The organism is Streptomyces sp. NPDC002698, from assembly GCF_042888945.1.
Lineage (GTDB): Bacteria > Actinomycetota > Actinomycetes > Streptomycetales > Streptomycetaceae > Streptomyces.
On the sequence record NZ_JBIAQM010000015.1, the window covers coordinates 180,553 to 205,394 of the forward strand.

Consider the following 24,842-nt stretch of genomic DNA (forward strand, 5'->3'; position numbering starts at 1 on the left):
ATGCATATCTCCGCGAAGGCGGACTACGCCACGCGAGCTCTGCTGGAGCTCGCCCGCGAACCGGCCCGCCCGCTCACCTGTGAGTCCATGGCCTCCTCGCAGCATGTTCCGTTCCGCTTCCTGAAGTCCGTGGTGGGCGAGTTGCGCAGGGCCGGCCTGGTACGCAGCCAGCGCGGCTGCGAGGGCGGGTACTGGCTCGGCCGGCCCGCCGACGAGATCACCCTGCTGGACGTCGTACGCGCCGTGGACGGTGAGCTGATCACCTTGCGGGGCGAACCGCTGGCCGGCCTCGACTATCCGGGGCCCGCCTCCGGACTGCCCGGGATCTGGCGCCGTATCGAGGCGGACGCCGCGGCGGTACTGGGCGGGACGACCCTGGCCGCGCTGCTGCCCGCCGGGACGGCCGGGCGGATGGGCCACAAGGGAGCCGCGTGACCCGCCCGCCGGACCGGCCGATCGTGGAGGCGGTGGAGGCGGTGGAGGCGGTGGACACCGTGGAAGCGGTCGAGGTGGTCGAGTACACCGACCCGCTGTGTCCCTGGGCCTGGGGATCGGAGCCGGTGTTCCGCGGGCTCCGGGCCGCGCTCGCGGGCCGGGTGCGCTGGCGGCGCGCGTACTGCGTCCTGTTCGACCACGACGACGACCCGCCACCCGATCCCGCCGCGGAGACCGCCTGGTACACGCGGTACGTCGAGGACATCAGCGCTCACACGGGGGCACCGCGGGCGCGGCGGCTCAGCCGGGTCGCGGCGAGTTCGTGGCCGTCCTCGCTGGTGGCCAAGGCCGCGGAGCGTCAGGGCGACGAGGTGGCCGGGCGGGTGCTGCGGCGCCTGCGGGAGAGCGTGTTCGTGCTCGGTGAACCGGCGGACACCCCGGCGCTGGCGTTGTCCGCGGTCCGGGGTGTGCCCGGCCTCGACCCTGAGCGGCTGGCCGCCGACGCGGCGTCGGCGTCCGTACGGGAAGCGGTACTCGCCGACCGCTCCGAGGCGCGTCGGCCGGTCGGCGAGGTGCTGTCGGTGCGCGGTGGTTCGCCGCATCCCGGTGCCGCCAAGGAGACCGCCGACGGCGGGTACCGCTACGCGCTGCCGACGCTGCTGGTCCGCGCTCCCGCGGGGCGGCGCGTCGTACCGGGCTGGCGGTCGTACGAGGAGTACGCGTCGGCGTTCGAGGAGCTGAGCCCCGGGCTGCTGACGGAGCCCGCGCGGCCGGCTCCCCCGGAAGCGCTCGCGCGGCACCGGAGCCTGACCGGCCCCGAGGCGGCGGTGCTGAGCGACGGACCGTGGCCTCCCGGGGACGCCGTGCGCGTCGAGACCGGCAACGGCCCCCTGTGGCTGCACCCGGACGAGGCCGCCGCACACCCGGCGCTCGACCGCGGCGCTCCCTCCGTTCCCTGAGGGCCTTCTGACGGAGGATCAGGGCGGCGGAGGGTGGCCGTGGAGCCCGCTCCCGTCCCCGCCGGTGCTCTGATCAGCGGTCAGAACCCGTCCCGCCCAATGAGACACCAAATGGTGTCCATTGACAGCCGCCGAGAACCGGCCCCAGGATGTGCACCATGCTCACGACGCACCCCGGCGTGGTGTGCCGCTACGTGGACCTGCGGCGCACCTGCAGCGCACTCTGTCGCTGACCGCCCGCCAGCCGCGGCCCCCAGGCGCCTGACGCCCGTCCCGCCGACTCCGGCACCGGCCCCGAGCCGACCCGCCGCCCGGCCCCCGTCATCGCGCGCCGCTCTCCCAGCGTTTCGTCGTTTCCGCTCCCCGGCCCCCCGGCCCTCCCCGCGATCCGCCGACGCCTCCTGCCCTGAACGCGGCATGCCCCCGTGCGCACCGAAGCACACCCAGGCATGCGCGTCTTCGGCCTGCGTGGCGTCCGTCCGCGGGGCGGGCCGCCCTCGCTCCCCGCCACGCCGCCCCGGCGCGGCGGGAGCCTTCGCAGAAAGCAATCCGATGCCCGGACGCCTCACGCCCCGCACCCCCGCCACGGCCTTCCGTTCCGCCCCCCGACCCGGCCGGCTGCGCGCCGCCGCCCTGGGCACCGCCCTCGCCACCGTGCTCGTCCCCGCGCTCAGCGCCTGCGGCGGCGAGACCTCCTCGTCCGCCGGCTCCGCCGCGCTGAAGTGGACCTCCTCCTACTTCCCCGCCCACTGGGACCCGGTCGTCAGCGGCAGCGGCGCCCAGTTCCGTGAACTCGCGCTGGTCTACGCCTCGTTGACACGGACGGACGAGAACGGAAAGGCCGTCCCCGACCTGGCCAAGAGCTGGGACTACAACGCCGAGGGCGATGTGGTCACCTTCCATCTGCGGCCCGGCCTGAAGTTCAGCGACGGCACGCCGGTCGACGGTGCCGCCGTGAAGGCCGCGATCGAACGGGCCAAGAAGCAGAAGAACTCCGCCCTGTTCGGCGACCTGACCTCGATCACGTCGGTGGACGCCAAGGGCCTCGACGCGGTGATCCACCTCAGCCAGGTCGACTACCAGATCCCCCAACTGCTGGGCGAGCGCGTCCTCCAGATCGCCAGTCCGAAGGCGGCGGCGTCCCCCGCCGAGCTGGACCAGGGCCCGGTCGGCGCCGGCCCGTTCACCGTCACCCAGCTCGTCCCGGGCACCAAGGCCGTCCTGAAGAAGAACCCGGACTACTGGGACGCCGAGAACATCCACATCGACACCGTCGAGCTGAGCTCCGCCCCCGACGCCTCCACCGTCGTCTCCGGACTCCAGACCGGCGTCTACAACTTCGCCGACATAGCCCCGAGTCAGGCCGACGCGGCCAAGAAGGCCGGACTCGACGTCTTCGTGCAGCCCGGCTTCAACGCCTCCAACCTCAGCCTCAACACCAACAAGGCGCCGTTCGACAACGACAAGGTCGTCGACGCCGTCCGCTACGCGGTCAACCGTCAGGAGTTCGTCGACAAGCTGACCTTCGGCTACGGCTCGGTGACCAACCAGCCGTTCCCGAAGGGGTACATCGCCTTCGACCCGGAGTCGGCCGACGCCTACGCGTACGACCCCGCGAAGGCGAAGAAGCTTCTCGCCGAGGCCGGTCACAAGCCCGGCGACCTCAAGCTCAACCTGGTCATCCCGGCCGAGGACCCCCAAGCCGAGATCGTCCAGGCGCAGTTGGCGAAGGTCGGCATCACGGTCACGATCAAGATCGACAAGAACTGGGCCACTCCGTTCTTCGCCAAGGACCTGACGTTCTCGCTGTACGGCACCACGGGCCGTGACTCCGCGGCGCAGACGCTCACCGCGCACTTCGGCCCGAACGGCCCGCTCAACCTCAGCTCGCCCTACGAGCCGTCCGGCTTCGAGGCGGCCATCGCCAAGGTCCGCCGGACCCCGCTGGACTCGCCCGACTACACGAAGGTCCTCCAGGCGGCGACCCGGGCCGGCCTCAAGAGCAAGGCGCTGGTCTTCACGTACTCCTCGCCCAACCTCATCGCCAAGAGCAAGAGCATCTCCGACCTGCCGAAGAACCCCGCCCACATCGACTGGACCGGCGTGACCATCGCCGGCGGCAACTGACACTCCGTCCATCACAGAGAGGGGGCAACCCATGACGACGACGGAGGCAACGGCCCCGCCCGACGTCCGTCTCCCGGCCGCCGCGGCCAGGACCCGGCACACCCTGGGCCGCGTCCTGGCCACCCTCGCCCGGTCGGTCGCGATCTTCGTGCCCGTCTTCCTGGTCGCGACGTTCGTGACGTTCGCGCTGCGGTCGCTGAGCGGACTCAGCCCGGCGCGCATCCAGCTGGGCGAGGAGGCGACTCCCGAGGCGGTCGCCCGTGTCGAGGCCCACTGGGGCCTCGACCGGCCCTTCCTCGTCCAGTACGGGGACTGGTTCGGTGACGTCCTGCACGGCCGGCTCGGCACGAGCTGGACCAACGGCGCCGACATCTCCACCCTCATCGGCCTCGGCCTGGGTGTGAGCCTGTCGGTGGCGACCTTCGCGCTGGTCATCGGTGTCGTCGCGGGCTTCGGTCTCGGCACGCTCGCGGCGGTGCGCCGCACCACCTGGGTCGACCGCGCGATCACCGGCTTCGTGACGGTGATCTCGGTGATGCCGGCCTTCGTCGTCGGCATCGTGCTCGTCGCCGTCTTCTCGGTGGGGCTGCACCTGTTCCCGTCCGCCGGATACGTACCGGCGGAGCAGGGGTTCGGGCCGTGGCTCGCCCACATCACCCTGCCCGCCGTGGCGCTGAGCTTCGATGTCGTCGCCGATGTCGCCCGTCAGCTGCGCGGAAGCCTCGTCGGGGCCTACCGCGAGAACTACGTGACCGGCGCGGTGGTCCGCGGGCTCGGTCCGCGCCGGATCTTCTTCGGCCACGTGCTGCGCAACGGCCTCGGACCCGCGCTCGCCACCCTCGGCCTGAAGTTCCCCGCCCTGGTCGGCGCCTCCGTCGTCACGGAATGGATCTTCGGACTCCAGGGTTTCGGACGGTTCGCCAACGACTCGGCGCAGGCCGGGGACGTACCGGCCGTGCAGGGCGTCCTCGTGGTGTCGATCGTCCTGGTCGTCGCCTTCAACCTGCTCGTCAACCTGGTGCTGGCCCGCGTGACGCCGGCCTCCCGGCGGGGGGTGTGACCATGGTGCGCCGCGTCCTCGCCCTCACCTCCGGCCGGATCGCCCTGGCCGTCCTCACCGCGATCGCCGTGCTCGCCGTGTTCGGTCCGCTGCTCGCTCCGCAGAGCCCCCTGGCGACCAGCGACCATCCGCTCGCCGCCGCCTCCGGCGCCCACTGGCTGGGGACCGACTACCTCGGCCGTGACGTGCTGAGCCGGCTCCTCGACGGTTCCCGCGTCAGCGTCCTCGGCTCGCTGGAGGTCGCGTTCACGGCCCTGGCCATCGGCGCCGTCCCCGGGATCCTGTCGGTCCATCTCGGCCGGGTCTTCGAATGGGTCACCCTCCGGCTCGCCGACACGCTGGTCGCCCTGCCGTTCCTGCTGTTCGCCGTCGCCGTGGTCGCCCTGCTCGGCAACGGTCTCACCCAGGCGATGCTGGTCACCGGCGCGCTGGTGTCCCCGCTGTTCTACCGCGTGGCCCGCGCCGCCACCCTGGCCGTCGCCCGCTCGCCGTACGTGGAGGCCGCGATCATCGCGGGCGCCTCGACCGGCTGGATCGTACGCCGTCACATCTGGGGCAAGGTGCTTCCGCCGATCGCGGTCGCGCTCGCGCAGACGGTCGGGGTCGGCTTCGTCATCGTGTCGAGCCTGACCTTCCTCGGGATCGGGGTCCAGCCTCCCGCACCCACCTGGGGCGGCCTGCTCGCCTCGGATCTGGGCTACCTCAGCCATCAGCCGTGGGCACCGCTCGCCCCCGCCCTGCTGATCATGGTGACCGTCTGGGCCTGCAACCTCCTCGCCGACGCCGTCCGCGACGTCTCCGGCGAGGCGGGCCGCACGCCGGCCGGCGGCCGTGACACACGCGCCGGCCGGCGCACCGAGGCCGACCCCGCTCCCGCTCCCGCTCCCGCTCCCGCTCCCGCTCCCGCCGGAGGTGCGCGATGACCGCCCTGTCCGAGAAGCTCCTCCCCGAAGCCGGGAAGACCGCGGAGACCGAGAAAGCCGCGGAGACCGCAGAGGCCGCCGCGCCCGGTCCCGGAGAGCCAGCCCGGTCTCCGTCCCCGGTGCTGGCCGTACGCGATGTGCGCATCGGCGACCCGGCCACCGGCCGGGAGATCGTGCGCGGTGTGAGTTTCGCGCTCACGCCCGGCCGTGCCGTCGGCATCGTCGGCGAGTCCGGCAGCGGAAAGACCCTCACCTGCCGTGCCGCGCTGGGCATCCTGCCCGCCCCCTTCGAGATCACCGGTGGCTCGGTGGAGATCGACGGCAACGACATCGCCGGACTGTCCCCGGCCCGGTGGACGGACCTGCGGGGCGCGACGATCAGCGCGGTCTTCCAGGACCCGGCGTCCTATCTCAACCCCTCGATCCGGGTCGGGGCGCAGATCGCCGAGGTCGTCCGGGTCAAGAAGGGACTGAAGCGGCGCGCGGCCCGCCGCCGGGCGGTCGAACTGCTGCGGTCCGTCCATCTGCGGGATCCGGAACTCGTCAGCGCCCAGTACCCGCACGAGCTGTCCGGCGGCATGCTCCAACGGGTCCTCATCGCCGTGGCGATCGCCGCGGGACCGCGGATCCTCGTCGCCGACGAGGCCACCACCGCGCTCGACGTCACCGTCCAGGCCGAGATCCTCGACCTGCTCGCCGATCTGCGCGAGCGGACCGGACTCGCCCTCGTCGTGGTCTCCCACGACCTCGCCGTCGTCGCCCAGCTGTGCGACGAAGTCCTCGTCATGCGCCACGGCGAGGTGGTCGAACAGGGCCCGACCGAGGACGTGCTCCACCGTCCGCGGCACGAGTACACCCGGCTGCTGATCGCCGAACACCAGCAGTACGGCCTGGAGAAGTTCCTCGCGCCCGAGGAGGACGCATGAGCACGGAGACCGCGAGGACCGAAGCCGCGGACACCGAGACCGTGAAACCCGGAACCGCGAACGCCCAGGCCGTGGACGCCGGAGCCACCGACACCCGGGCCATGAACACCGAGACCGTGAAACCCGGAGCCACGGACACCCGGGCCGTGAACACCGGCCCGGCCGCGGGGGCCACCGCCTCCGGGGAGCCGACGCGGCCCGTCCTGGAGGTCACCGACCTCGAAGTGCGCTACGGACCGCGCCGACGGCGCCGGCACGCGCTGCGCGGTGTCTCGCTGCGCGTCGTGCCCGGCGAGACCGTCGGGATCATCGGCGAGACGGGCTCGGGCAAGTCCACCCTGGCGCGGGCCGTGCTCGGCCTGGTGCGCGCCTCCGCGGGGTCCGTCGTCGTCGACGGTGAGGACGTCACCGCCTACGGCGGGCGCCGGTGGCGCGCGCTGCGCCGCCGCGGTCTGGTCCAGTACGTCTTCCAGGACCCGCTGCGCAGCCTCGACCCGGACCTCACGATCGAAGCCTCCCTGGCCGAGCCGCTGCTCGTCCGGGGTGTGTCCCGCGACGAGGCCGCGCGCCGGGTCCGCGCGTTCCTCGCCCGCGTCCAGCTGTCCGAGGACCTGCTCGACCGGCTGCCCGGTGAACTCTCCGGCGGGCAGCGCCAACGTGTCGCCGTGGCAAGGGCGTTGGTCACCGAACCGCGTCTTGTCATCCTCGACGAGCCGGTCAGCGCCCTGGACTCCGCCAACCGGGTCCAGATCCTGCGGATCCTCCAGGAACTCCGCGACGAGGGTGTGGCCCTCGTCTTCATCTCCCACGACCTCGGTTCCGTCGCCGGGATCGCCGACCGCATCGCCGTGCTGTACCAGGGCGAGCTGGTCGAGACCGGCGCCGCCCGCGATGTCATCGGCCGGCCCCGGCACCCGTACACCCGCCTGCTGGTCCGTTCCGCGCCCACGCTGCACTCGGCCCCGGCCGACCGGGCCGAACGCGCCGCCCTGCGGGCCCTGCTGAACGTCTGACCCCCACGAGAGACAGGAAGAAACGCCATGCCCCGCACCATCCATCTCGCCCTGCACCCCTACGGCGTCGGCGGTCCCGGCCAGCACGGTCTGTGGAAGGACCCGCGCGTGGCGAAGAACGCCAGCATCGACATCGACTACTACATCCGGCTGGCGAAGGCGGCCGAACACGCCCTCTTCGACGCGCTGTTCATCGTCGACAGCCAGTTCATCAACGCCACCTATCCGGCGCACTACCTCAACCGCCTGGAACCGCTGACCCTGTTGTCCGCGGTGGCCACCCACACCCGGCACATCGGCCTGGTGGGCACGGCGAGTTCGACGTACAACTCGCCGTTCAACCTGGCCCGCCGGTTCGCCTCCCTCGACCACATCAGCGGCGGCCGGGCCGGCTGGAACGTCGTCACCAGCTTCGACACCGGTACGTCCCGGAACTTCGGGCTCGACGAACACCTCGACTACACCACCCGCTACGGCCGCGCCCTGGAGTTCGTCCGGGTCGCCCGCGGCCTGTGGGACTCCTACGAGGACGACGCCTTCCCCGCGGACGTGGCCCGGGGCGTCTTCCTCGACCCGGCCAAGCTGCACGCGCTCGACCACGAGGGCGAGCACTTCAAGGTGGCGGGACCGCTCAACCTCTCCCGCTCCCCGCAGGGCCAGCCGGTCATCTTCCAGGCCGGGGTCTCCGAGGAGGGCCGTGACCTGGCCGCGCAGGTCGCCGAGGGCATCTACGCACCGGGCGGCACCCTCCAGCAGGCCCAGGAGTACTACGCCGACATCAAGAAGCGCACCGCTTCCTACGGCCGGAACCCCGACCACATCAAGATCTTCATCCACGGGAGTCCGGTCGTCGCCGCCACCGACGAGGCGGCCCGGCGCCGCGAACGGGAGATCTTCGAGGAGGACAACGACTTCGACCGCAACCTCGCCCTGCTCGGCCGCTCCTTCGGCGCCTACGACTTCAGCGCGCACGACCTGGACGCGCCGTTCCCCGATGTCGCGCACCTCGCGGAGAAGGGCGGCCGCACCGGAGCGTCCGCCCTCATCGAGCGGGCCCGGACCGAGGGCCTGACCCTGCGTCAAGTCGCCGAGTCCGTCAACCAGTTCCGCGGCTCGCCGTTCGTCGGCGCCCCGGAGACCGTCGCCGACACCGTGGAGAAGTGGTTCGACGCCGGCACCTTCGACGGCATCAACCTCGCCTTCCGCACCGAGGACGAACTGAACCTCTTCGTCGACGGTGTCGTCCCGATCCTCCAGAAGCGCGGGCTGTTCCGCACCGAGTACGCGGCCGACACCCTGCGCGGCAACCTCGGCCTGCCCCTCCCGGCCAACCGCCACACCCGCGAGCCGCAGCTCGTGAGCGACTGAGATCCGCGCCGTGACCGGCCGGTGGACCACGCCTTCGCCTCCACCGGCCGGGTCCACCGGCCCGCTCACCCGACAACCGGCCGGCACGGCGGCCCGACACCGAAAGGCCGACATCCCATGACGAGCGAGCGACCACGTCTCAGGCTCGGCTTCCTCACCCATGTCCAGGGACGCGATCCCGACATCGCCCGCACCTACCGCAACGCGCAGGAACTCTTCACCGTGGCGGACGAACTCGGCTTCGACGTCGGCTGGGTCGCCCAGCACCACGTCTCCCTCGGGGGCGGCGGACTGTCCTCGCCCTGGACCTTCCTCGCCCACGCGGCCGCGCGGACCACCCGGATCCGGCTGGGCACCGCCGTCACCGTCCTCCCGCTGGAGGATCCGGTCCGGCTCGCCGAGGACATCGCCACCGTCGACGCCCTCAGCGGCGGCCGCGTCGAGATCGGCGTGGGCAGCGGATCGAGCGCCCTGGAGTACGCCGCGTTCGGCAAGGACGCCGGCCGCAAGCGCGAACTGACCAGCGAGAACCTCGGCGTCCTGCGCCGGGCCCTGGCCCACGACGACGTGGGCACACCGGGCTTCCGCGTCCAGCCCCGCCCCGGCGACTTCGGCCGCCGCTTCTGGCAGGGCGTCTTCAGCGCGCGGGGTGCCGAGTACGCCGCGCGCAGCGGCTCGAACCTGCTGCTCAACCGGGCGGCCTACGGGTTCGACGCCCCCACCGACGAGGTGCAACGCCCCTGGGCCGACGCCTTTCTCGCCGCCTGGGACCAGCCGCACCGCCCGCGCATCGGCCTGTCCCGCTTCGTCTTCCCGGCCAAGGACCGGCGCACGGCGCTCCGCGCGATCGGCGACGACGTGCACCGGGCGGCACTGCGCATGGCCGGGAGCGGCGCGTTCCCGGAGGGCCTCGGCCCGGACGAGGCGCTGCGCCGCTTCCACGCCTTCTACGGCCATCCCGACGACATCGTCGCAGCCCTGGGCCGCGAGAGGGTCCTGCCCGTCGCGACCGACCTGATCACCCAGTTCAACCCCGCCGTCCCCGACCACGACGCCTCCGTCCGTGCCCTCGAACTCATCGCGACCGAGGTGGCACCCGCGCTGGGCTGGAAGCCCGCGCACGAGGACGAGCCCGCATCCGCAGGAGTATGAGATGACCCAGTACAGCGACCATCACGGGCCCGAGGGGCTCCTCGTCCGCGGCACGATCATCGTGGTGCCCGGTCGCGGCGAGACCCGGGCGACCTACGCGCGCTTCGGCGGACGGCTCGCCGCCGACGCCTACCGCGTCCGGGTGATCGACCCCCCGGCCCTCGACGCCGGGGACCCGACCGCGTCCCTGACCGAGCTGGAGGCCCGGCTCGCCGAGGCCGTCGGGGACACCGCCGCGGAGGACGGTGTCGTACGGCCGGTCGTCCTCGTCGGCGCGGACTCGGGGGCCGTCGCGCTCGCCGCGCTCCTCGGCGGGGCCCGGACTCCGGCCGCCTGGTGGCCGGACGCCCTGGTCCTCGCCGGTCTTCCCGGCCCGTCCGCCGAGACCGGCGCCGCCGGCGGGACGTGGGACGACGAGCTCGACGTCCGCACCTCGTGCCCCACTCATCGGGGCAACCTCTCCCAGGACCCCCAGGTACGGCGGGGGTCGCTCAACGACGCGATACCGGAACTCGTGCTCGGCGCGGCCTACGACAGCGAGACACCCGTCCCGGCCCTGCTGCTCGTCGGCGACTCCGATCCGCTCGCCGACGACGAGGCGCTCGCCCGCCTGGCCAAGTCGCTGCCCCTGGCCCGCCTTTCGGCCGTGCGCGGCGCCCACCACGACGTCCTCAACGACCTCCAGCACCGCTCGGTGGCGGCCGAGGTCATCACCTTCCTCGAAGCACTGCGGGGTGGTGACCCGCGGCCGCTGATCACCGTGCGCTCGAGCGCCTGGTGAGGGCTCGGGGGGGGGGGGGGGGGGGGGGGGGGGGGGGGGGGGGGGGGCCCGGCGCCCCCCCCCCCCCCCCCCCCCCCCCCCCCCCCCCCCGCCGCCCCCCCCCCCCCCCCCCCCCCCGTCCGCCGCACACCCGCTTCACGTAACCGAATCCCGACCCGGAAGGTCCGCCATGGCCACGATCGTGTCCGTCTCCGGAAGCCCCTCCCCCACCTCCCGCACCACGCGTCTCCTGCGCCACCTGGACGACCGGCTCCGTCTCCAGGGCCATGAGGTCATCCCCCTGGAGGTACGTGCGCTTCCCGCCCACGCGCTGCTCGGGGCCGACTTCCAGCACCCCGCGATCGTCGAGGCCGCCGCCCTGATCGAAGGGGCGGACGGGGTGGTGATCGGCACGCCCGTGTACAAGGCCGCCTACTCGGGCCTGTTGAAGTCGCTGCTCGACCTGCTCCCGCAGTACGCCCTGGCCGGCAAGACGGTACTGCCCCTCGCGACCGGCGGCAGCACGGCCCATGTCCTCGCCATCGACTACGCGTTGCGCCCGGTGCTCACTTCCATGGGCGCGTCGCACATCGTGCCCGGCTGGTTCACCCTCGACAAGGAGGTCACCGCCGGCGAGGACGGCACAGCCGTGATCGCGCCCGCCGCGGCCCAGGCGCTGGAGCAGGTGACGGACCACTTCTCCGCCGCGCTGGGAGGCCGTACGACCGCCCTCGCCTCGACCGGCTGAACGGGACCGCCGCACGAAGCCCTCCACAGGGATCCGGAGGGCTCGGGCGAGCTGCTGAACGGAGCGGGGCCGGCCGGCCTGTCCGCGGGACACCACGACTCCGCGCTGGAGCGCGGAAGGACCGGCCGCGGCCGCCGGACCGTTCACGGAAGCCGCCGAACACCTCACCGCCTACAGGCCGACACCGGCAGGCAGTCCGTCTCGCCTTCAGCGCGGGCCGCATGTCAGCCGGTAGGCCTCCTGGATCCAGGACTCCTTGGTGCGGGGGTTCACGCCGCAGGCCAGGGACGCACCCGTGTCGCCGAACCAGGTGCTCACGCTGCCGTAGACGTCACGGCCGGGGCAGGTCACGGTGAAGCTCGCGTCGACGGCCTGGACCCCCTCGGCCTCGACGAAACGCCCCGCGTGCCCGAGGAAGTCGACCTTGACGGGAGAGCGCGGACGATCGACGGACTCCTCCCCCGGAGCGGCCAGTTGCTCAAGGTCCCACCGCTTGAGGCGTTTGGCGAGCGCGGCGAGGACCTGACGCTCCGATACGCGGTCGTCGCTCGTGCTGACCTGGGGCACTATGTTGCGCACGAGCCCGGGGTGAAACGTGACCCAGCCGTCGCTCTCGCCGACGTTCACGACCGGTGAGACTTCGGTGAGTCGCCGCTCCCGGTGCACCGAGGTCCACCGGACCGCCCCGCCCGCACAGGACGGCGTGGACGCGGTGGCCTTCGTCCCGGCCTCGGGCGTCTTCCTGGCCGCCGGCTTCCCGGTCGGCGTCGTACAGGCCGTCGCGAACGGCACCGCCGCGCACAGCAGTGCCACCGTCGCCCACCCGTGAAGTCGGGTCATCCCGCCGCGCGCCATTCGCTGTCGTTCCGCTCGCTCAAGTGCCGGACCCGGCCGTTCGGGCCATGAGGCTCCAAGATCCGGGAGTCTGCGACTATAGGCTCTCTGACCAGCCGAAACAGAGTTCGTGACGCAGTCGTAACGCCCCGGCGCGGTGTCCCCGGAGGCGGCGGGGCGGAGCGACACCGCGACCGTGCTTCTCGACCGGTGCCCCGCTGATCGCTTCCCCACCCGAGCACTCCCCTCGCGGAACGGGGAGGACGAGACGAGCGGTGGGCAATCACGGCTCGTCTCGTCCTGACCGTCTCCCGGAAGGCCGACGCCGGGTCACCGCGTGCGCCACTCCTCGGCCAGCAGCTCGTACGACCGCACCCGGTCCGTGTGCCCGTGAGTGATGGTCGTGATCAGCAACTCGTCCGCTCCGGTGGCTTCCTGGAGCTGCTCCAACTGGTCGGCGACGCGGCGCGGTGAGCCGACGAACTGGGTGTCGAGGCGGTCCTGGACGAGTGCCCGGTCGGCGTCCGACCAGACGTGGGCGCGTGCCTCGTCCGGCGTGGGGAACTCGATGGCCCCCTCCGCCGTACGGATGCTGCGGACCCAGAGGCCGTATCCCGTGGCGAGTTCACGGGCGGTCTCGTCGTCCTCGGCGACCACGACGTCCGCGGACACGCTGACGTACGGCTTGTCGAGGACCTCGGAGGGCTGGAACGCCGCTCGGTAGCCGTCCACCGCCTCCAGCACGGTGGCCGGACTGACGTGGTAGTTCGCCGCGAACCTGAGCCCGCCCCGGCCCGCGACCTCGGCGCTCGTCCCACCGCTGCTGCCCAGGATCCACAGTTGCAGGTCCGCGCCCTCACCGGGGACGGCGCGCGCCTGCGTGCCGTCCGCCGAGCGGTAGGTGCCCGCGAGCAGCGCCAGGATGTCGTCGATCTGCTCGCCGTAGTCCTGCGACTGGGCGTTGGGCTGCTGGAGGAGGGCGCGCTGGACGGCGACCCGCGGTGAGCCCAGAAGGTGTTCGAAGGAGAAGCGGGGTGGAATGCGGAGTCCGTTCGGGGCGCGGCCGTCGACCACGGGGGTCGCGGTCACGGGCGGGACGGAGGGCGGGCCGGACGGTTTGCCACCGGAGCGCCCGAGGCCCAGGTCGAGGCGCCCGGGGTGCAGCGCGTCGATCAGGCCGAACTCCTCGACCGTGGACAGGGCGGTGCGGTGGCCGAGTTGCACGGCACCGGAGCCGAGGCGGATGGCCGAGGTCGCGGAGGCGGTCAGGGCGAGGACGACCGCGGGCGAGGTTCCGGCCACGCCCGGGTTGAGATGGTGTTCGGCGAACCAGTAGCGGGCGTACCCGAGACTCTCGGCCCGCCGGGCCAGGTCGATGGAATTGCGCAGCGCGTCCGCGGCGGTGGAACCCGAGGAGATCGGGATCAGGTCGAGGACGCCGAGAGGGATTTCGGACATGTGCGGAGGCCTCCTCAGCGCTCGGCGGATATGCGGATCGGTTCGAGAACGGGCGGCGCCGGGGACTTCACGACGCCGCCCGGCCGGCGTACGCCTCGGCGTCGGGGTGGGCGAGGCCGAGATGGTCGCGCAGGGTGGTGCCCTCGTACTCGGTGCGGTGGACGCCGCGTTCCTGGAGGAGCGGGACGACCTTGTCGGCGAAGGCGTCGAGGCCGCCCGGGGTGATGTGCGGGACGAGGATGAAGCCGTCGGAGGCGTCCGCCTGGACGAAGTCGTTGATGGTCGCGGCGACCGTGGCGGGGCTGCCGACGAAGGCCTGCCTGCTGCCGGTCTCGATGACGAGGTCGCGGATGGACCACTTGTTGGCGGCCGCCCGCTCGCGCCACTCACGGGCGACGGCCAGCGGGTCGCGGTACATCCGGACCTGCGCGCGGCCTCGTGCGACGGTGTGTTCGCCGAGGTCCGGGTCGATGTCGGGAAGCGGGCCGTCCGGGTCGTAGGCGGACAGGTCGCGGTTCCAGACGAATTCCAGGTGCTTGATGGCGGTGGCGCCGCTGACCTGGAGGCGCCGCACCTCGCGGGCGTGCTCCTCGGCCTCGGCGTCGGTGTCCCCGAGCACGAAGGTCGCGGCGGGCAGGATCAGCAGCTGGTCGGAGCGACGGCCGTAGCGGGCGAGACGCGCCTTGACGTCCGTGTAGAAGGCCTGGCCCTCCTTGAGCGTGGAGTAGCGGCTGAAGATGGCGTCGGCGCCGGAGGCGGCGAACTCACGGCCTTCCTCGGAGTCACCGGCCTGGAAGATCACCGGGCGGCCCTGCGGGGAGCGCGGGACGTTGAACTGCCCCTCGATGTCGAAGTGCTGCCCGTGGTGGACGAAGGCTCCGGCCTTGGCGTCGTCGAGGAACGTGCCGCCCGCCCGGTCGGCGACGATCTCGTCCCCCCGCCAGGAGTCGAAGAGTTCGTTCGCCGTGGCCAGGAACTCCTTGGCCCGCGAGTAGCGCTCCTCCTGCGGCAGGAAGCCGCCGCGGCGGAAGTTCTCGCCGGTGAAGGCGTCCCAGGAGGTGACGACGTTCCAGGCGGCTCGCCCGTCGGAGAGGTGGTCGAGGCTGGCGAACTGGCGGGCCACCTCGTAGGGCTCGTTGAAGGTGGAGTTGATGGTGCCGGTCAGACCGAGGTGTTCGGTGACGGCGGCGAGCGCGGCGAGGACGGTGAAGGTGTCGGGCCGTCCGACGACGTCCAGGTCGTAGATGTGTCCGCCCTGTTCGCGCAGACGCAGGCCTTCGGCGAGGAACAGGAAGTCGAACCTGGCGCGCTCGGCGGTGCGCGCGAAGTGCGCGAAGGAGCTGAACTCGATGTGGCTGCCGGCCTCGGGGTCGCTCCACACGGTGGTGTTGTTGACGCCGGGGAAGTGCGCCGCGAGGTGGATCTGCTTGAGCGGCTTGCTCATGGTCGGGGGTCCTTCCGGCTCAGGCGGTGGTGGCGTAGCGGTTCGCGGGGTGGGCGAGTCCGAGCAGCCCGCGCAGGGTGTCGGCCTCGTAGGCCCGCCGGAAGGCGCCCCGGCGCTGGAGTTCGGGCACCAGGCCTCGGGTGATCGCGGGGAGGTCGTGCCCGACGACGGCGGGCCTCAGCCGGAAGCCGGACAGGCCCGCCTCGCTCAACTCCTGGAGGAGATCGGCGAGTTCGGCGGGCGTTCCGGTGAAGATCCGGGCGTCGCTCGTGTACGGGTGACCCGCGAGGGCGTCCAGTCGCTCACGGCGGGCCTGGGCGGCACCGGGGTCGTCGTCCAGGAAGACCACGAGGTCGCCGAAGACGTGCACGGTCTCGTCCCCCCGGCCGGCCGCGGTCTGTTCGGCGCGGATCTCCTCGACGACGGCGCGTGCCTGTCCGGCGTCGTGAGGGGTGACGTAGCCGAGGTCGGCGGCCCGGGCCACCAGCCGGTACGGGACGGTGGCGTGGGCCAGGGCGCTGACGATCGGCTGGCCCTGGGGCGGCCGGGGGGTGATGGAGGGGCCCTTGACGCTGAAGCGGCCGCTCTCGAAGTCGATGTAGTGCAGCTTGTCGCGGTCGATGAAGCGGCCGGTGGCGACGTCGCGTATCTCCGCGTCGTCCTCCCAGCTGTCCCAGAGCCTGCGGACCACCTCGACGTAGTCGGCGGCCTCCTCGAAGAGGTCGGTCACGAGCTCCTGCCCGGCGGGCGTGAGGTAGTCCTCGACGCGGAACGGCGGGAGGGTCCGGCGTCCGAAGTGCGCGGCCTCGTTCTGGCGTGCCGTGACCTGGACGCGCACACCGGCACGGCCGGTGCTCACATAGTCGAGGGTGGCTATGGCCTTGGAGATATGGAACGGCTCCGTGTGGGTGGTCACTACGGTCGGCACGATGCCGATGTGACGGGTCAGTGGCGCGATCCGCGCGGCGATGAGGACGGCGTCCAGGCGTCCGCGGACCTGGTCGGTGCGGCCGTCCGGTTCCGTGGGCGAGGAGGACTGGAGGCCGAGCGCGTCCTCGATGGTCACGAAGTCGAGCAGACCGTGCTCGGCCTCGGTGACCAGACCGGCCCAGTAGGCGGCGGTGAGCAGTTCACCGGGGCGGGCGACCGGTTCGCGCCAGGCGGCCGGGTGCCAGCCGGCGCCGTCGAGGGCGACGGCGAGGTGCAGGGGAGAGCGTGACGAGGACACGGGAGGTGCCTTCCTGATCGGCCGTACGAGGAATCCCGCCCCGGCGAGCGGGGCGGGGCTGCGTGGAGACGGGTCAGGGGCGACAGAGCGCGCCGGCGACCCGCTGCAGATCGATGTGCGGCCGGCCGTACAGGTGCAGGGGGCGGGGTGCGAGCGGCCTCGGCACGCGGCGGGACACACGGCGCATGTGCCTCACCTCCGCCCTCTCGGCCCGGTGCTCCCGGGTCTCTCGTCCGCCCGGCCCTCGCGGTTCCCCGACGGGGCGCCGCACGGTCGTGAACAGTCCCAACCTCACGGGTGTGTCTTTTCTTCCGGCTGCCCGGCCTCTTCCTGTCCGGCGTGCGCCGACTGCTGTCCGCCGGGTGTGCGGACGAGCACGAAGCGCGTGCGGCGGCGCAGGGTGAACCCGATCGACTCGTAGAGCCGGATCGCGTTCGTGTTGTCGGCGGCGGCGTGCAGGAAGGGGATGTCTCCGCGCTCCCTGATCCCCGCCGCGACAGCGCGGACGAGACGGGTGGCCAGGCCCCGGCCCCGGTGGCCGGGGTGGGTGCACACCGCGCTGATCTCGGTCCAGCCCGGCGGGCGCAGGCGCTCGCCGGCCAGGGCGATCAGGCGGCCGCCTTCCCGGATGCCCAGGTAGGTGCCGAGTTCGACGGTTCGGGGCAGGAAGGGGCCCGGCCGGGTGAGGGCGATCAGGCCGAGGATCTCGGGCACGTCGGCGGGGCCGAGCCGTACCGCTTCGGGCGCGGGCTCGGAGTGCAGCGTGGTGGCGGTCAACTGAACCCCGTCGCCGCTGTGTTCGATCGTCCAGCCGTCGGGCACGGCCTGCACGGCGGTGACGGGGGTGACCGCGCCCGGACCGACCAGTGCGGCCAGGTCGTCCCACGAACGGGGGTCGGCGGGATCGGCGAGGGCGGTGAACGGGGACACGTCCGTGGGATAGCGGGCGGCCCGGCCGACGCGCTCGGCGAGGTGGGCGTGCGGACCGGTCAGCGCGGCCCACGCCGCGTTGTCGAGGACGTGCGGTGCGGCCGGACTCGGGGAAGGGACGGGGGCGGCGTGGACGCTGGTGGACATGGCGGTGCGGGTTCTCCGTATCTGGAACGCGGCCGGACGCGCCCCGGGACTTCGCCGCGCACGGCGAAGTCCCTCGGGCGCACGGTGGTTTCAGGAGTTGTCGAGCGGCAGGCCGGGCGGGTTGACCTGGGAGGTCTCCACCGCCTCGTCGGAGAGGTTCCAGGCGGCCAGCCACTTGGCGTACTGGCCGTTCTCGATCAGGTGGTTGATGGCGTCGGCGACCGGCTTGGCGAGCCCGCTGTCCTTCTTCGCGGTGGCCGCGATCAGCCCCTGGATCGTCTCGCCCGCGCCGGAGAACTGGCCCGCGTTGCGGGTCGGGTGGGAGGACTTGGCGTTCTGGGTGGCGCGGTAGGCGACGGCCGGGTTGGGGCCGAAGAAGGAGTCGATCTTCCCGCTGTTCAGCGCCAGGGACGTGGCGTTGTTGTCCTGGTAGTACTTGACGGTGAGCTTCTTGCCCGCCTTGGCCAACTTGTCCTTCCACTCCAGCAGGATCTTCTCCTGGTTGGTGCCGGCCCCCACCGCGACGGTCTGGTCGGCCAGGTTCCGGTAGTCGCCGTCGAAGTTCCACGTGCTCTTCTTCAGGACCTCGAAGGCGAGGTTGTCCTGCCGGTACGAGGCGAACTCGTACTTCTTCTTGCGCTCCTCGGTGTCGGTGACGTTGGAGAAGGCGACGTCGACCTTGCCGCTGTCGACGCCGACGAACAGGTTCTCCCAGGTCGAGTTCTTCACCACCGGCTTCAGCCCCAGGACCGCGGCGACCAGCTTTCCGAGATCGGGTTCGCTGCCGGTGAGCGTCTTCTGGTCCTCTCCGACGAAGTTCAAGGGCGGTGACCCGGCGGGCAGTGCGCCGATCCCCACCACCAACGTGCCTCTCTCGGCTACGGACTTGGGCAGCTCATCGCTGATCGACTTCACCTCGGAGACCTTCAGAACGGTCTCCTTGGCGGCCCCGTTGGAGAGCGCGCCCACGGTCACGGTGCCGGCCGCGTCGGTCCGCGTACGGGTGGCGGCGTCGCTGTCTCCCCCGCACGCGGCGAGGGAGGCCGCGAGGGAGGCGACGGCGGCGGTGGCGGCGACGCCGCGGAGGGCCTTGCGGTTCAGGCTGAAGGTGGGCATGACTGTCCTTATCGGGTGTGCGGTGAGAGGTGTGGGGGAACGGTCCCGGCGGGCCGCCGAATCGGGGAGGAGTCGCCCCCGCCCCGGGTCGGGGCGGTGAGGCGGGAGCACCTCGGCGAGGGGTTTCTCGCTGTGCGTCGAGAGGCAGCGGTCAGAGCACCTTGCTCAGGAACTCTCTGGTGCGCGCTTCTCGCGGATGGTCCAACACCTGCTCGGGCGGGCCCTGTTCGACGATGCGGCCGCCGTCCATGAAGACCACCCGGTCGGCGATCTCGCGGGCGAAGCCGATCTCGTGGGTGACGATGATCAGTGTGGTGCCGCTGTGGGCCAGATCCTTGATGACGGCGAGGACCTCGCCGACCAGTTCGGGATCGAGCGCCGACGTCGGTTCGTCGAAGAGGATGACTCCGGGCCGCAGGGCGAGCGCGCGGGCGATGGCCACGCGCTGCTGCTGACCGCCCGACAGCTGCCGGGGGTAGGCGGCCGCCTTGTCGGCCAGGCCCACCCGGGCGAGCAGATCGCGGGCCAGTTCCCGCGCCCCGGCCCTGGACAGCCGCCCGGTCGCCACGGGAGCGGCGGCCACGTTGTCCAGCACGGTCAGGTGCGGGAAGAGGTTGAAGTTCTGGAACACGAACCCGATCCGGCTGCGCTGGGTCAGGATGGCCCGCTCGCTCAGCTCCTTGAGACGGTCGCCGTGCCTGCGTACGCCGATGAGCTCACCGTTCAGGCTCACATGGCCGATCTCGGGCTTCTCCAGGTGGTTGATCACCCGCAGGAGGGTGGACTTCCCGGAGCCGGACGGGCCGAGGACGACCGTCACCTCGCCGGGCCGCACCGTCAACTCCACACCGTCCAGAACCCGTTGGGCTCCGTACCACTTGTGCACATCGTGCACCTCGACCGCGGCCGGCTCGACCTGGAGCGCTCCGGCGCTCTCGGCGGCCGCCGCGGCGCCCGCCGCCGGGGCGGAGGAGGCCGACGCCGCTTCCGCCGCGTCGGCGGCCTGGGCCGTCCGAGTCCTCACTGTCGTCAGATGGGTCTCGCCGCTCATATCGCCGTCTCCCTCCGGAACCGGGCCCGCACGTCACGCAGAGCGTTCCGCGCCTTCTGCAACGGGGTCGGCGGCAGGGTGCGCAGCGCGCCCCGCGAGTAGTACCGCTCGACATAGAACTGGATGACGGACACGACGCTGGTGAGGATCAGGTACCAGGCGGTGGCCACGAGGAGCAGCGGCACGATGTCGCCGGGGTAGGTGCTGCCCATGCTCTGCACCGAGCCGAACAGGTCCAGCAGGGACACGTAGAAGACCAGCGAGGTGCCCTTGATCAGGCCGATCAGCTGGTTCACGTAGTTGGGGGTGATGGAGCGCAGTGCCTGCGGGAAGACGATCTTCGCGAACTGGTACCGCTTCGGCAGTCCCAGGGCGGAGGCCGCCTCGTGCTGGCCCTGGTCGACGGAGAGAACGCCGCCGCGTACCACTTCGGAGGCGTACGCCGCCTCGTTCAGGCTCAGTCCTACGACGGCGACGGCCATGTCGGTGGCCAGGCGGGACTCGTCGAAGGTGAAGAAGGCCGGCCCGAACGGAACGCCCACGCTCAACGTCTGGTACAGCGCGCTGAAGTTGTAGAGGAACAGCAGGACCACGATCAGCGGCACCGACCGGAACAGCCAGGTGTAGACCCAGCTCACCGCGCGCAGCACCGGGCTCCGGGAAAGTCTGGCCAGAGCCAGCACGATGCCGCCGAGCAATCCCAACACGGCGCTGTAGAGAGCCACTTCGAGGGTGATGAGCAGGCCGTCGAGAATGGTCGGGCGGAAGAACCAGTACTGGAACCGATCCCACTGGTAGAAGGGGTTGGTCACCAGGCCGTGGAGGATCTGGGCGGCCAGCACGAGCACGACGGCCGTGATGATCCAGCGGCCGGGACGCCGGAGCGGAAGGACCCGCTGGGCCGCCTGAGGCTTGGGCGCGGCGGGGAAGCCGGTACGGGGGATCGCCTCGGCGGGCGTCGCTGATCCCAAGGACACAGCGCTGCCGGGAGGTTGACTCATGGAGAGCTCCAGCGGATTCGGACACCCCGGACCACGGAGCGGCAGCGCCGGGCCGAGCGGGACGGCTCAGTACGCGGCGAGGCGCGGGCACACGTGGAAACGGGGGCTGGACGGGAAAGGACACATCGCGACAGCGGTGGTCGTCGAAGACTCGAAGAGCCGTCAGCCTGCGGTCGTCAAAGACCCGAAGAGGCGGTCAGCCTCGGCTGAGGGAGCGGCACACGCCCGTACAGAGGGCGCTGTTGACGCGCAGCAGGTCCACGGAGCGGTCGGCGCACAGCACATCGCGGCCGAGGCGCCGCCATGCGGCCGTCCCGTCAGCTGTGTGCATCGCCGTCACCATTTCCACTCCGGCCGAAAAGGCATCCCCTGGTGGGCCGCAGGTTAGGCCCGCCCCGAAAACAATGTCAATGCGGGTGACCACCAGGTGAGACCGCGCGTGCGGCCTTCTTGACGGCGCAACAGAGCGCACCGAGACTGGCATGGACGGTCACGATTGTCAGCGCCCACGGTGCGGGTCCGCCCGCTCCGTCGGTCATCGGCCCCGGCCCGCTGACAGGCAACCCTTCCACCGCGACGGGGTGCCCCGGGTGACGACCGGGTCCCGCCGGCGCGGCGGGGCAAGTGCGGTCTCGCGTCTCGCGAGCCCCGGAGTCGGGACCGGTGGGAATGCCAAGGAACGGCTTGACGAGGCGCCTGCACATCGATCTGTTGCGTGTCTCCAGCGCTTACTGATCCGCTGCCGGTCCGTGCGATCCGGACCGGTGCGACCAGCGCAGTCAATCCGCATTCGGCCGCCGGTGCCCACAAAGCGGCGGCGGCTTCCTTCTTCCCCCAGGGAGAGTCATGCCCGAGACAGTTTCGCGCACGTCCAGCACTGCCGACGCACGCCCCTGTGAGCAGATTTCGTTCCCCTCGGCCCTTCGCCTCCAGCCGGCGGCGACACCGTCCGCCCTCCCCCACCGCGTCGACAGCCGCATCGGTGCCGGTCTCGCCGGCGGCTTCTACCCGGCTCCACACCGCTACGAGCTGTACCTGTCGCGGAGTTGTCCGTTCTCGCTGCGGATCGCCATCACCCTCGAACTGCTCGGCCTGCGGGACTCGGTCGCCACCACACTCCTGGCGGACCCCGCGCGGACACCCGACGCCTTCGCCTCACTGCGCCGCGCGTACGAGGCCACCGAGTACCACTTCGACGGACCGCTCACCGCCCCCGCCCTGTGCGACCGGTGGAGCGGACGCATCGTCAGCAACCACCCGCCCGCCATCCTGCGCGATCTGGCCGGACTGTTCTCCGGTCACGCCACGACGAGCCCCTCCGCGATCTGCCCGCCGTCCCTCGCCGCCGACATCGAAGCCCTCCGCGATCTGCTCGACCGCGATGTCACCCCGTCCGCCCCGGCCTCGGAACTCGCGGCCGCCCTGGAACTGCTGGACTGTCAACTCGCCGCGAGCGCCTACGTGTTGGGCGACTCCCTCACGGCGGCGGACGTGGACGTATGGACGGCTCTCACCGGGCTGGGCCCCTGCGACGCCCTCCGCTCGCATCCCCGGCTCCTGGACTACGTACGCCGTCTCGGCGATCACCCCGCCTTCCGGCACGGTAGTGATGTGGTGCCCCTGGCGGCGGCGGACGTCTGACGCTCCCGCCGGAACCGGGCGTGCCGGGCAGGCCGACGGCCTCGCCCGGACGGCGGCCGCCGGGCCGGAAACACCGGCCCGGGCGGCCGCGCGGATCACTCGCGCGGAACCAGCAGAATGCTCACGCCCCTCAGGGTGGAGGCCCAGTGCCGGCCCTGCCCCAGGACCTCGCGCCCCGGCCCCAGAATCTGCTCCTGGAGGAGCAGCGCCGACTCGCGGAGTTCCTCCCACGGCTCCGGTACCTCGAAGGCACGCCGGGACCGCTCCACGGAACCGATCAGGGCCCGGCAGGCCGCCTCGACGTCCGCGACGTTCTGGCCGGCCGATCCGACACCCTCCAGCGACCACGTCATCCACAGGCGGCCCATGGCATCACTCTGTCCCATCCCCGGATGCGACGCATGCCCGATGCCACCGCTCGCCGCCGCGGCTCTCCTCCCCGGGCCGCCAGAAGCCGGACCGGTCCCTGCGTCCACGTGAAGCCCACGACGCCGGGCAGCGCCCGGCCACAGATCCGCGGCGGGCTCCGCGACCCGGTCGGCCTGCGCGTCGCCGGAACACGCGGCCGGCCGGCGCGTAGGCAATCCCGGCGAAAGCCGTCTCCTGAGGGCGTGTCCCGTACCGCGCCGCGGCGTGTCCGCACTTCGATGTGGATTCCAGGCCTCGCGAGCCGAGCGCCGGCGGATCGCGGACCGGGCCGCCCCGCGCCCGCTTCCCGGCCGGCCCGGCGCACCCGTCACCCCACAGGACCCGGTCCAGGCAGGCACCATCATGGAACCCGCACCTCCCGCTCCCCGGCCGCCCTCACACCGGCCGTCCCCGGCGTCAGGTCCACCCGTGTCCGGCGGCTCCGCCGGTCCCCCGCGGCTGGGCTGGCTGGACGCCCTGCGCGGGATCGCCGCGCTCCTCGTGGCGGTCGACCACTCGTCGTACGCCTTCATGGCGGAGTTCCGTGGGCAGCTGATGCCCCAGCTGAACATCGGCCGGTACGGCGTCATGGTGTTCTTCCTGGTGAGCGGCTACGTCATCCCCGCCTCGCTCGAGCGCCGGAACTGTGTGAGGACCTTCTGGATCGGACGGGCCTTTCGCGTCTACCCGCTGTGGGCCGCCGTGGTGGGCTCGGTCCTCGCGCTGGATCTGCTGGGCGTCGCGCACCTGGGGGCTCGCTTCGACGGGCGGAATCCCGTCACGGTGGCCGTCGCGCACGTCACCCTGCTCCAGGAACTGCTGGGGACGCCGAGTGTCGTCCTCGTCCTGTGGACGCTGTCGTACGAGCTGGCGTTCTACCTGCTGGTCGTCGCCCTGTTCACGGTCCGGCTGCACCGGCGCTCGGCGACGGTCGCGGTGGTTCTGGGAGCGCTGGCCGCCGTGAGCGCGACGGCGGCGTTCGTGCCGCCGGCGTCGGCGCTCTCGTCCGCGGTCGGTACCGGACCGCTCGTCGCGCTCGCCGCGACGGCGCTGGTGTTCGCCGTCCTCTGCGGAAGTTCCGCGACGTCCGCGCTGCGTGTGCCGGGGGCCGTGGCGGGAGGCGTCCTCGCGCTGGTCCTGGTCCCCTTCAACGGCACCGTTCCCCTCTGGGAGGGCCTGGTGATCCTGGCCGTGATATTCCTCGGCACCGCCGTCCGGCGGGCGGAAGGCGGGGAGATCACCTGGCCGTGCGCGGCCCGCACCGCCGCCGTCGTGCTGATCTGCGCCGTGGGCAGTGCGTACGGGCACGGCGCGGCGGCCCACTTCGCACGGCGCGGCTGGATCACCGCGTTCCTGCTGGCCGTACTCACCTTCGGTGTGGCCCTCGCGCTGCGCCGCCGGAGATTTCCGCGCGCGCTGACCTGGCTGGGGACGGTCAGCTACTCGGTGTACCTGGTGCATCCGGCCCTGCTGGCGGTGAGCGACGGTGTGATCGGCCGGTACCGCCGCGACAGTCCCGTACTCGAAGCGGCGTTCCTCGCCGTGCTGCTGCCGTTGGCGGCCCTGACCCATCACCTCGTCGAGGTGCCGGGCCAGGCCCGGGGCCGGAAACGGATCCGCCGCGCGCGGTCGACGTGACCCGGTCCGGGCACGGCCCGCAGGAGAGATCTCCGGGGAACGGGCGGCAACCTTTCCGCTTCCGGCGGCCACTGATGGACACATCACCGGCTCGATCCCCCGAACGGAACGCGCATGAAGGAAACGAGGCAGGCCGCGCGACGGCGCGGACGCCGGCGGACGCTGTGGGCCCTCACCCCGGTCGCCCTGGTCGCGGCCGGTGCTCTGGTCTGTGCGGCCGTGGTGTTCCGGCCCGGCCACCAGGCCGGTACCGGGGACACGGCGGCCTCGACCGCCGCCGGTTCCCGGGGGACCGCGGTTCCCGGCCCGGGGGCCTCGGCCGGATCGACGTCCCCCACGGCGACCCGGTCGCGCGGCTCGGGCGGCTCCCCCGCCCCCCCCGCCCCCCCCCCCACGGCGGCGGCGCGGCCGGCGGGCCCGGCCGCCGCCCGGCCCCCCACCACCACGGCCGCGCGGGCGGGGCGGGTCCGCCCGG

At 72.4% G+C, this 24,842-nt stretch carries 26 protein-coding genes, 1 pseudogene and 1 riboswitch; of the genes and pseudogenes, 16 read left to right on the forward strand and 11 right to left on the reverse strand.

Annotation, left to right across the window (positions count from 1 at the left end; genetic code table 11):
- The 11 genes from ACFYW9_RS22370 to ssuE all read left to right on the forward strand — a co-directional run bounded on the left by ACFYW9_RS22370 (position 1) and on the right by ssuE (position 11,471).
- Positions 1-435 carry an RrF2 family transcriptional regulator gene (locus ACFYW9_RS22370; protein ID WP_389153016.1) on the forward strand — a complete coding sequence of 145 codons (435 nt, stop codon included), beginning with the start codon at positions 1-3 and terminating at the stop codon, positions 433-435.
- Positions 436-476: 41 nt separating this feature from the next.
- Positions 477-1,394, forward strand: coding sequence for a DsbA family protein (locus ACFYW9_RS22375; protein WP_389153104.1), 918 nt, complete (start codon positions 477-479; stop codon positions 1,392-1,394).
- Positions 1,395-1,946: 552 nt separating this feature from the next.
- Positions 1,947-3,521 (forward strand): ABC transporter substrate-binding protein, encoded by a 1,575-nt coding sequence (locus ACFYW9_RS22380; protein WP_389153019.1) that lies wholly within the window; start codon positions 1,947-1,949, stop codon positions 3,519-3,521.
- A gap of 31 nt (positions 3,522-3,552) precedes the next feature.
- Entirely contained in the window at positions 3,553-4,581 is a 1,029-nt protein-coding gene (locus ACFYW9_RS22385) for an ABC transporter permease (RefSeq protein ID WP_389153021.1), read from the forward strand.
- Between the two features lie 2 nt (positions 4,582-4,583).
- Positions 4,584-5,504, forward strand: coding sequence for an ABC transporter permease (locus tag ACFYW9_RS22390; protein ID WP_389153023.1), 921 nt, complete (start codon positions 4,584-4,586; stop codon positions 5,502-5,504).
- Positions 5,501-6,430, forward strand: coding sequence for an ABC transporter ATP-binding protein (locus tag ACFYW9_RS22395; protein WP_389153026.1), 930 nt, complete (start codon positions 5,501-5,503; stop codon positions 6,428-6,430). Before ACFYW9_RS22390 ends, ACFYW9_RS22395 begins: the two co-directional genes overlap by 4 nt.
- A 101-nt stretch (positions 6,431-6,531) precedes the next feature.
- Positions 6,532-7,443: an ABC transporter ATP-binding protein gene (locus tag ACFYW9_RS22400; protein WP_389153107.1), complete on the forward strand. Its 912-nt coding sequence runs from the start codon at positions 6,532-6,534 to the stop codon at positions 7,441-7,443.
- A gap of 27 nt (positions 7,444-7,470) precedes the next feature.
- A complete protein-coding gene (locus tag ACFYW9_RS22405; protein ID WP_389153029.1) occupies positions 7,471-8,811 on the forward strand; it encodes an LLM class flavin-dependent oxidoreductase in 1,341 nt (446 codons plus the stop codon).
- A gap of 117 nt (positions 8,812-8,928) precedes the next feature.
- Positions 8,929-9,963: an LLM class flavin-dependent oxidoreductase gene (locus ACFYW9_RS22410; RefSeq protein ID WP_389153033.1), complete on the forward strand. Its 1,035-nt coding sequence runs from the start codon at positions 8,929-8,931 to the stop codon at positions 9,961-9,963.
- Between the two features lies 1 nt (position 9,964).
- Positions 9,965-10,744, forward strand: coding sequence for an alpha/beta hydrolase (locus ACFYW9_RS22415; protein WP_389153036.1), 780 nt, complete (start codon positions 9,965-9,967; stop codon positions 10,742-10,744).
- Between the two features lie 169 nt (positions 10,745-10,913).
- Positions 10,914-11,471, forward strand: coding sequence for an NADPH-dependent FMN reductase (gene ssuE, locus ACFYW9_RS22420; protein ID WP_389153039.1), 558 nt, complete (start codon positions 10,914-10,916; stop codon positions 11,469-11,471).
- A gap of 207 nt (positions 11,472-11,678) precedes the next feature.
- Here the strand turns inward: ssuE and ACFYW9_RS22425 are convergent, their stop codons facing one another.
- Complete coding sequence (locus ACFYW9_RS22425; protein WP_389153042.1) at positions 11,679-12,050, reverse strand: hypothetical protein; 372 nt, start codon at positions 12,048-12,050, stop codon at positions 11,679-11,681.
- Positions 12,051-12,066: 16 nt separating this feature from the next.
- On the opposite strand from ACFYW9_RS22425, the gene ACFYW9_RS22430 reads away from it, so the two are divergent.
- Positions 12,067-12,300: a hypothetical protein gene (locus tag ACFYW9_RS22430; protein ID WP_389153045.1), complete on the forward strand. Its 234-nt coding sequence runs from the start codon at positions 12,067-12,069 to the stop codon at positions 12,298-12,300.
- Between the two features lie 335 nt (positions 12,301-12,635).
- Here the strand turns inward: ACFYW9_RS22430 and ACFYW9_RS22435 are convergent, their stop codons facing one another.
- The 9 genes from ACFYW9_RS22435 to ACFYW9_RS22475 form a co-directional block, all read right to left on the reverse strand.
- The gene (locus ACFYW9_RS22435) at positions 12,636-13,763 is read right to left on the reverse strand and encodes an MsnO8 family LLM class oxidoreductase (RefSeq protein WP_389153048.1); all 1,128 of its coding nucleotides are present in this window, start codon (positions 13,761-13,763) and stop codon (positions 12,636-12,638) included.
- Positions 13,764-13,830: 67 nt separating this feature from the next.
- A complete protein-coding gene (locus ACFYW9_RS22440; protein WP_389153051.1) occupies positions 13,831-15,207 on the reverse strand; it encodes an NtaA/DmoA family FMN-dependent monooxygenase in 1,377 nt (458 codons plus the stop codon).
- A 19-nt stretch (positions 15,208-15,226) separates the two neighbouring features.
- A complete protein-coding gene (locus ACFYW9_RS22445; RefSeq protein WP_389153054.1) occupies positions 15,227-16,435 on the reverse strand; it encodes an LLM class flavin-dependent oxidoreductase in 1,209 nt (402 codons plus the stop codon).
- Positions 16,436-16,508: 73 nt separating this feature from the next.
- A complete protein-coding gene (locus tag ACFYW9_RS22450) occupies positions 16,509-16,622 on the reverse strand; it encodes a putative leader peptide (protein ID WP_328456591.1) in 114 nt (37 codons plus the stop codon).
- 104 nt (positions 16,623-16,726) lie between these two features.
- A complete protein-coding gene (locus tag ACFYW9_RS22455) occupies positions 16,727-17,512 on the reverse strand; it encodes a GNAT family N-acetyltransferase (RefSeq protein WP_389153057.1) in 786 nt (261 codons plus the stop codon).
- A gap of 90 nt (positions 17,513-17,602) precedes the next feature.
- The gene (locus ACFYW9_RS22460; RefSeq protein WP_389153060.1) at positions 17,603-18,628 is read right to left on the reverse strand and encodes a transporter substrate-binding domain-containing protein; all 1,026 of its coding nucleotides are present in this window, start codon (positions 18,626-18,628) and stop codon (positions 17,603-17,605) included.
- Between the two features lie 151 nt (positions 18,629-18,779).
- Entirely contained in the window at positions 18,780-19,679 is a 900-nt protein-coding gene (locus ACFYW9_RS22465; RefSeq protein ID WP_389153063.1) for an amino acid ABC transporter ATP-binding protein, read from the reverse strand.
- On the reverse strand, positions 19,676-20,680 hold the full coding sequence (locus ACFYW9_RS22470) for an amino acid ABC transporter permease (protein ID WP_389153066.1): 1,005 nt from the start codon (positions 20,678-20,680) through the stop codon (positions 19,676-19,678). Before ACFYW9_RS22470 ends, ACFYW9_RS22465 begins: the two co-directional genes overlap by 4 nt.
- Positions 20,681-20,876: 196 nt before the next feature.
- Positions 20,877-21,011, reverse strand: coding sequence for a hypothetical protein (locus ACFYW9_RS22475; protein WP_389153069.1), 135 nt, complete (start codon positions 21,009-21,011; stop codon positions 20,877-20,879).
- Between the two features lie 157 nt (positions 21,012-21,168).
- Positions 21,169-21,313: riboswitch (SAM riboswitch) on the forward strand.
- A 36-nt stretch (positions 21,314-21,349) separates the two neighbouring features.
- On the opposite strand from ACFYW9_RS22475, the gene ACFYW9_RS22480 reads away from it, so the two are divergent.
- Together ACFYW9_RS22480 and ACFYW9_RS22485 are read left to right on the forward strand one after the other, a co-directional pair.
- On the forward strand, positions 21,350-21,415 hold the full coding sequence (locus ACFYW9_RS22480) for a putative leader peptide (protein WP_351121255.1): 66 nt from the start codon (positions 21,350-21,352) through the stop codon (positions 21,413-21,415).
- Between the two features lie 111 nt (positions 21,416-21,526).
- On the forward strand, positions 21,527-22,321 hold the full coding sequence (locus ACFYW9_RS22485; protein WP_389153072.1) for a glutathione S-transferase C-terminal domain-containing protein: 795 nt from the start codon (positions 21,527-21,529) through the stop codon (positions 22,319-22,321).
- Positions 22,322-22,416: 95 nt separating this feature from the next.
- On the opposite strand, the gene ACFYW9_RS22490 is transcribed toward ACFYW9_RS22485, so the two are convergent.
- The gene (locus ACFYW9_RS22490; protein WP_351863536.1) at positions 22,417-22,707 is read right to left on the reverse strand and encodes a hypothetical protein; all 291 of its coding nucleotides are present in this window, start codon (positions 22,705-22,707) and stop codon (positions 22,417-22,419) included.
- A 451-nt stretch (positions 22,708-23,158) separates the two neighbouring features.
- Here ACFYW9_RS22490 and ACFYW9_RS22495 point away from each other — a divergent pair, with 451 nt between their 5' ends.
- Together ACFYW9_RS22495 and ACFYW9_RS22500 are read left to right on the forward strand one after the other, a co-directional pair.
- Positions 23,159-24,367 carry an acyltransferase family protein gene (locus ACFYW9_RS22495; RefSeq protein ID WP_389153076.1) on the forward strand — a complete coding sequence of 403 codons (1,209 nt, stop codon included), beginning with the start codon at positions 23,159-23,161 and terminating at the stop codon, positions 24,365-24,367.
- Between the two features lie 114 nt (positions 24,368-24,481).
- Positions 24,482-24,842, forward strand: a pseudogene (locus tag ACFYW9_RS22500) (hypothetical protein); the annotation flags it as partial.

What these genes read in the sequence shown, in the direction of transcription:
- ACFYW9_RS22405 (WP_389153029.1), top strand. Translation starts at nt 7,471, where the DNA reads ATGCCCCGCACCATCCATCTCGCCCTGCACCCCTACGGCGTCGGCGGT.
- ACFYW9_RS22435 (WP_389153048.1), bottom strand. Translation starts at nt 13,763, where the DNA reads ATGTCCGAAATCCCTCTCGGCGTCCTCGACCTGATCCCGATCTCCTCG.
- ACFYW9_RS22410 (WP_389153033.1), top strand. Translation starts at nt 8,929, where the DNA reads ATGACGAGCGAGCGACCACGTCTCAGGCTCGGCTTCCTCACCCATGTC.
- ACFYW9_RS22415 (WP_389153036.1), top strand. Translation starts at nt 9,965, where the DNA reads ATGACCCAGTACAGCGACCATCACGGGCCCGAGGGGCTCCTCGTCCGC.
- ssuE (WP_389153039.1), top strand. Translation starts at nt 10,914, where the DNA reads ATGGCCACGATCGTGTCCGTCTCCGGAAGCCCCTCCCCCACCTCCCGC.
- ACFYW9_RS22455 (WP_389153057.1), bottom strand. Translation starts at nt 17,512, where the DNA reads ATGTCCACCAGCGTCCACGCCGCCCCCGTCCCTTCCCCGAGTCCGGCC.
- ACFYW9_RS22490 (WP_351863536.1), bottom strand. Translation starts at nt 22,707, where the DNA reads ATGGGACAGAGTGATGCCATGGGCCGCCTGTGGATGACGTGGTCGCTG.
- ACFYW9_RS22380 (WP_389153019.1), top strand. Translation starts at nt 1,947, where the DNA reads ATGCCCGGACGCCTCACGCCCCGCACCCCCGCCACGGCCTTCCGTTCC.
- ACFYW9_RS22385 (WP_389153021.1), top strand. Translation starts at nt 3,553, where the DNA reads ATGACGACGACGGAGGCAACGGCCCCGCCCGACGTCCGTCTCCCGGCC.
- ACFYW9_RS22465 (WP_389153063.1), bottom strand. Translation starts at nt 19,679, where the DNA reads ATGAGCGGCGAGACCCATCTGACGACAGTGAGGACTCGGACGGCCCAG.
- ACFYW9_RS22400 (WP_389153107.1), top strand. Translation starts at nt 6,532, where the DNA reads ATGAACACCGAGACCGTGAAACCCGGAGCCACGGACACCCGGGCCGTG.
- ACFYW9_RS22485 (WP_389153072.1), top strand. Translation starts at nt 21,527, where the DNA reads ATGCCCGAGACAGTTTCGCGCACGTCCAGCACTGCCGACGCACGCCCC.
- ACFYW9_RS22390 (WP_389153023.1), top strand. Translation starts at nt 4,584, where the DNA reads ATGGTGCGCCGCGTCCTCGCCCTCACCTCCGGCCGGATCGCCCTGGCC.
- ACFYW9_RS22370 (WP_389153016.1), top strand. Translation starts at nt 1, where the DNA reads ATGCATATCTCCGCGAAGGCGGACTACGCCACGCGAGCTCTGCTGGAG.
- ACFYW9_RS22475 (WP_389153069.1), bottom strand. Translation starts at nt 21,011, where the DNA reads ATGCACACAGCTGACGGGACGGCCGCATGGCGGCGCCTCGGCCGCGAT.
- ACFYW9_RS22460 (WP_389153060.1), bottom strand. Translation starts at nt 18,628, where the DNA reads ATGCCCACCTTCAGCCTGAACCGCAAGGCCCTCCGCGGCGTCGCCGCC.
- ACFYW9_RS22470 (WP_389153066.1), bottom strand. Translation starts at nt 20,680, where the DNA reads ATGAGTCAACCTCCCGGCAGCGCTGTGTCCTTGGGATCAGCGACGCCC.
- ACFYW9_RS22395 (WP_389153026.1), top strand. Translation starts at nt 5,501, where the DNA reads ATGACCGCCCTGTCCGAGAAGCTCCTCCCCGAAGCCGGGAAGACCGCG.
- ACFYW9_RS22440 (WP_389153051.1), bottom strand. Translation starts at nt 15,207, where the DNA reads ATGAGCAAGCCGCTCAAGCAGATCCACCTCGCGGCGCACTTCCCCGGC.
- ACFYW9_RS22450 (WP_328456591.1), bottom strand. Translation starts at nt 16,622, where the DNA reads ATGCGCCGTGTGTCCCGCCGCGTGCCGAGGCCGCTCGCACCCCGCCCC.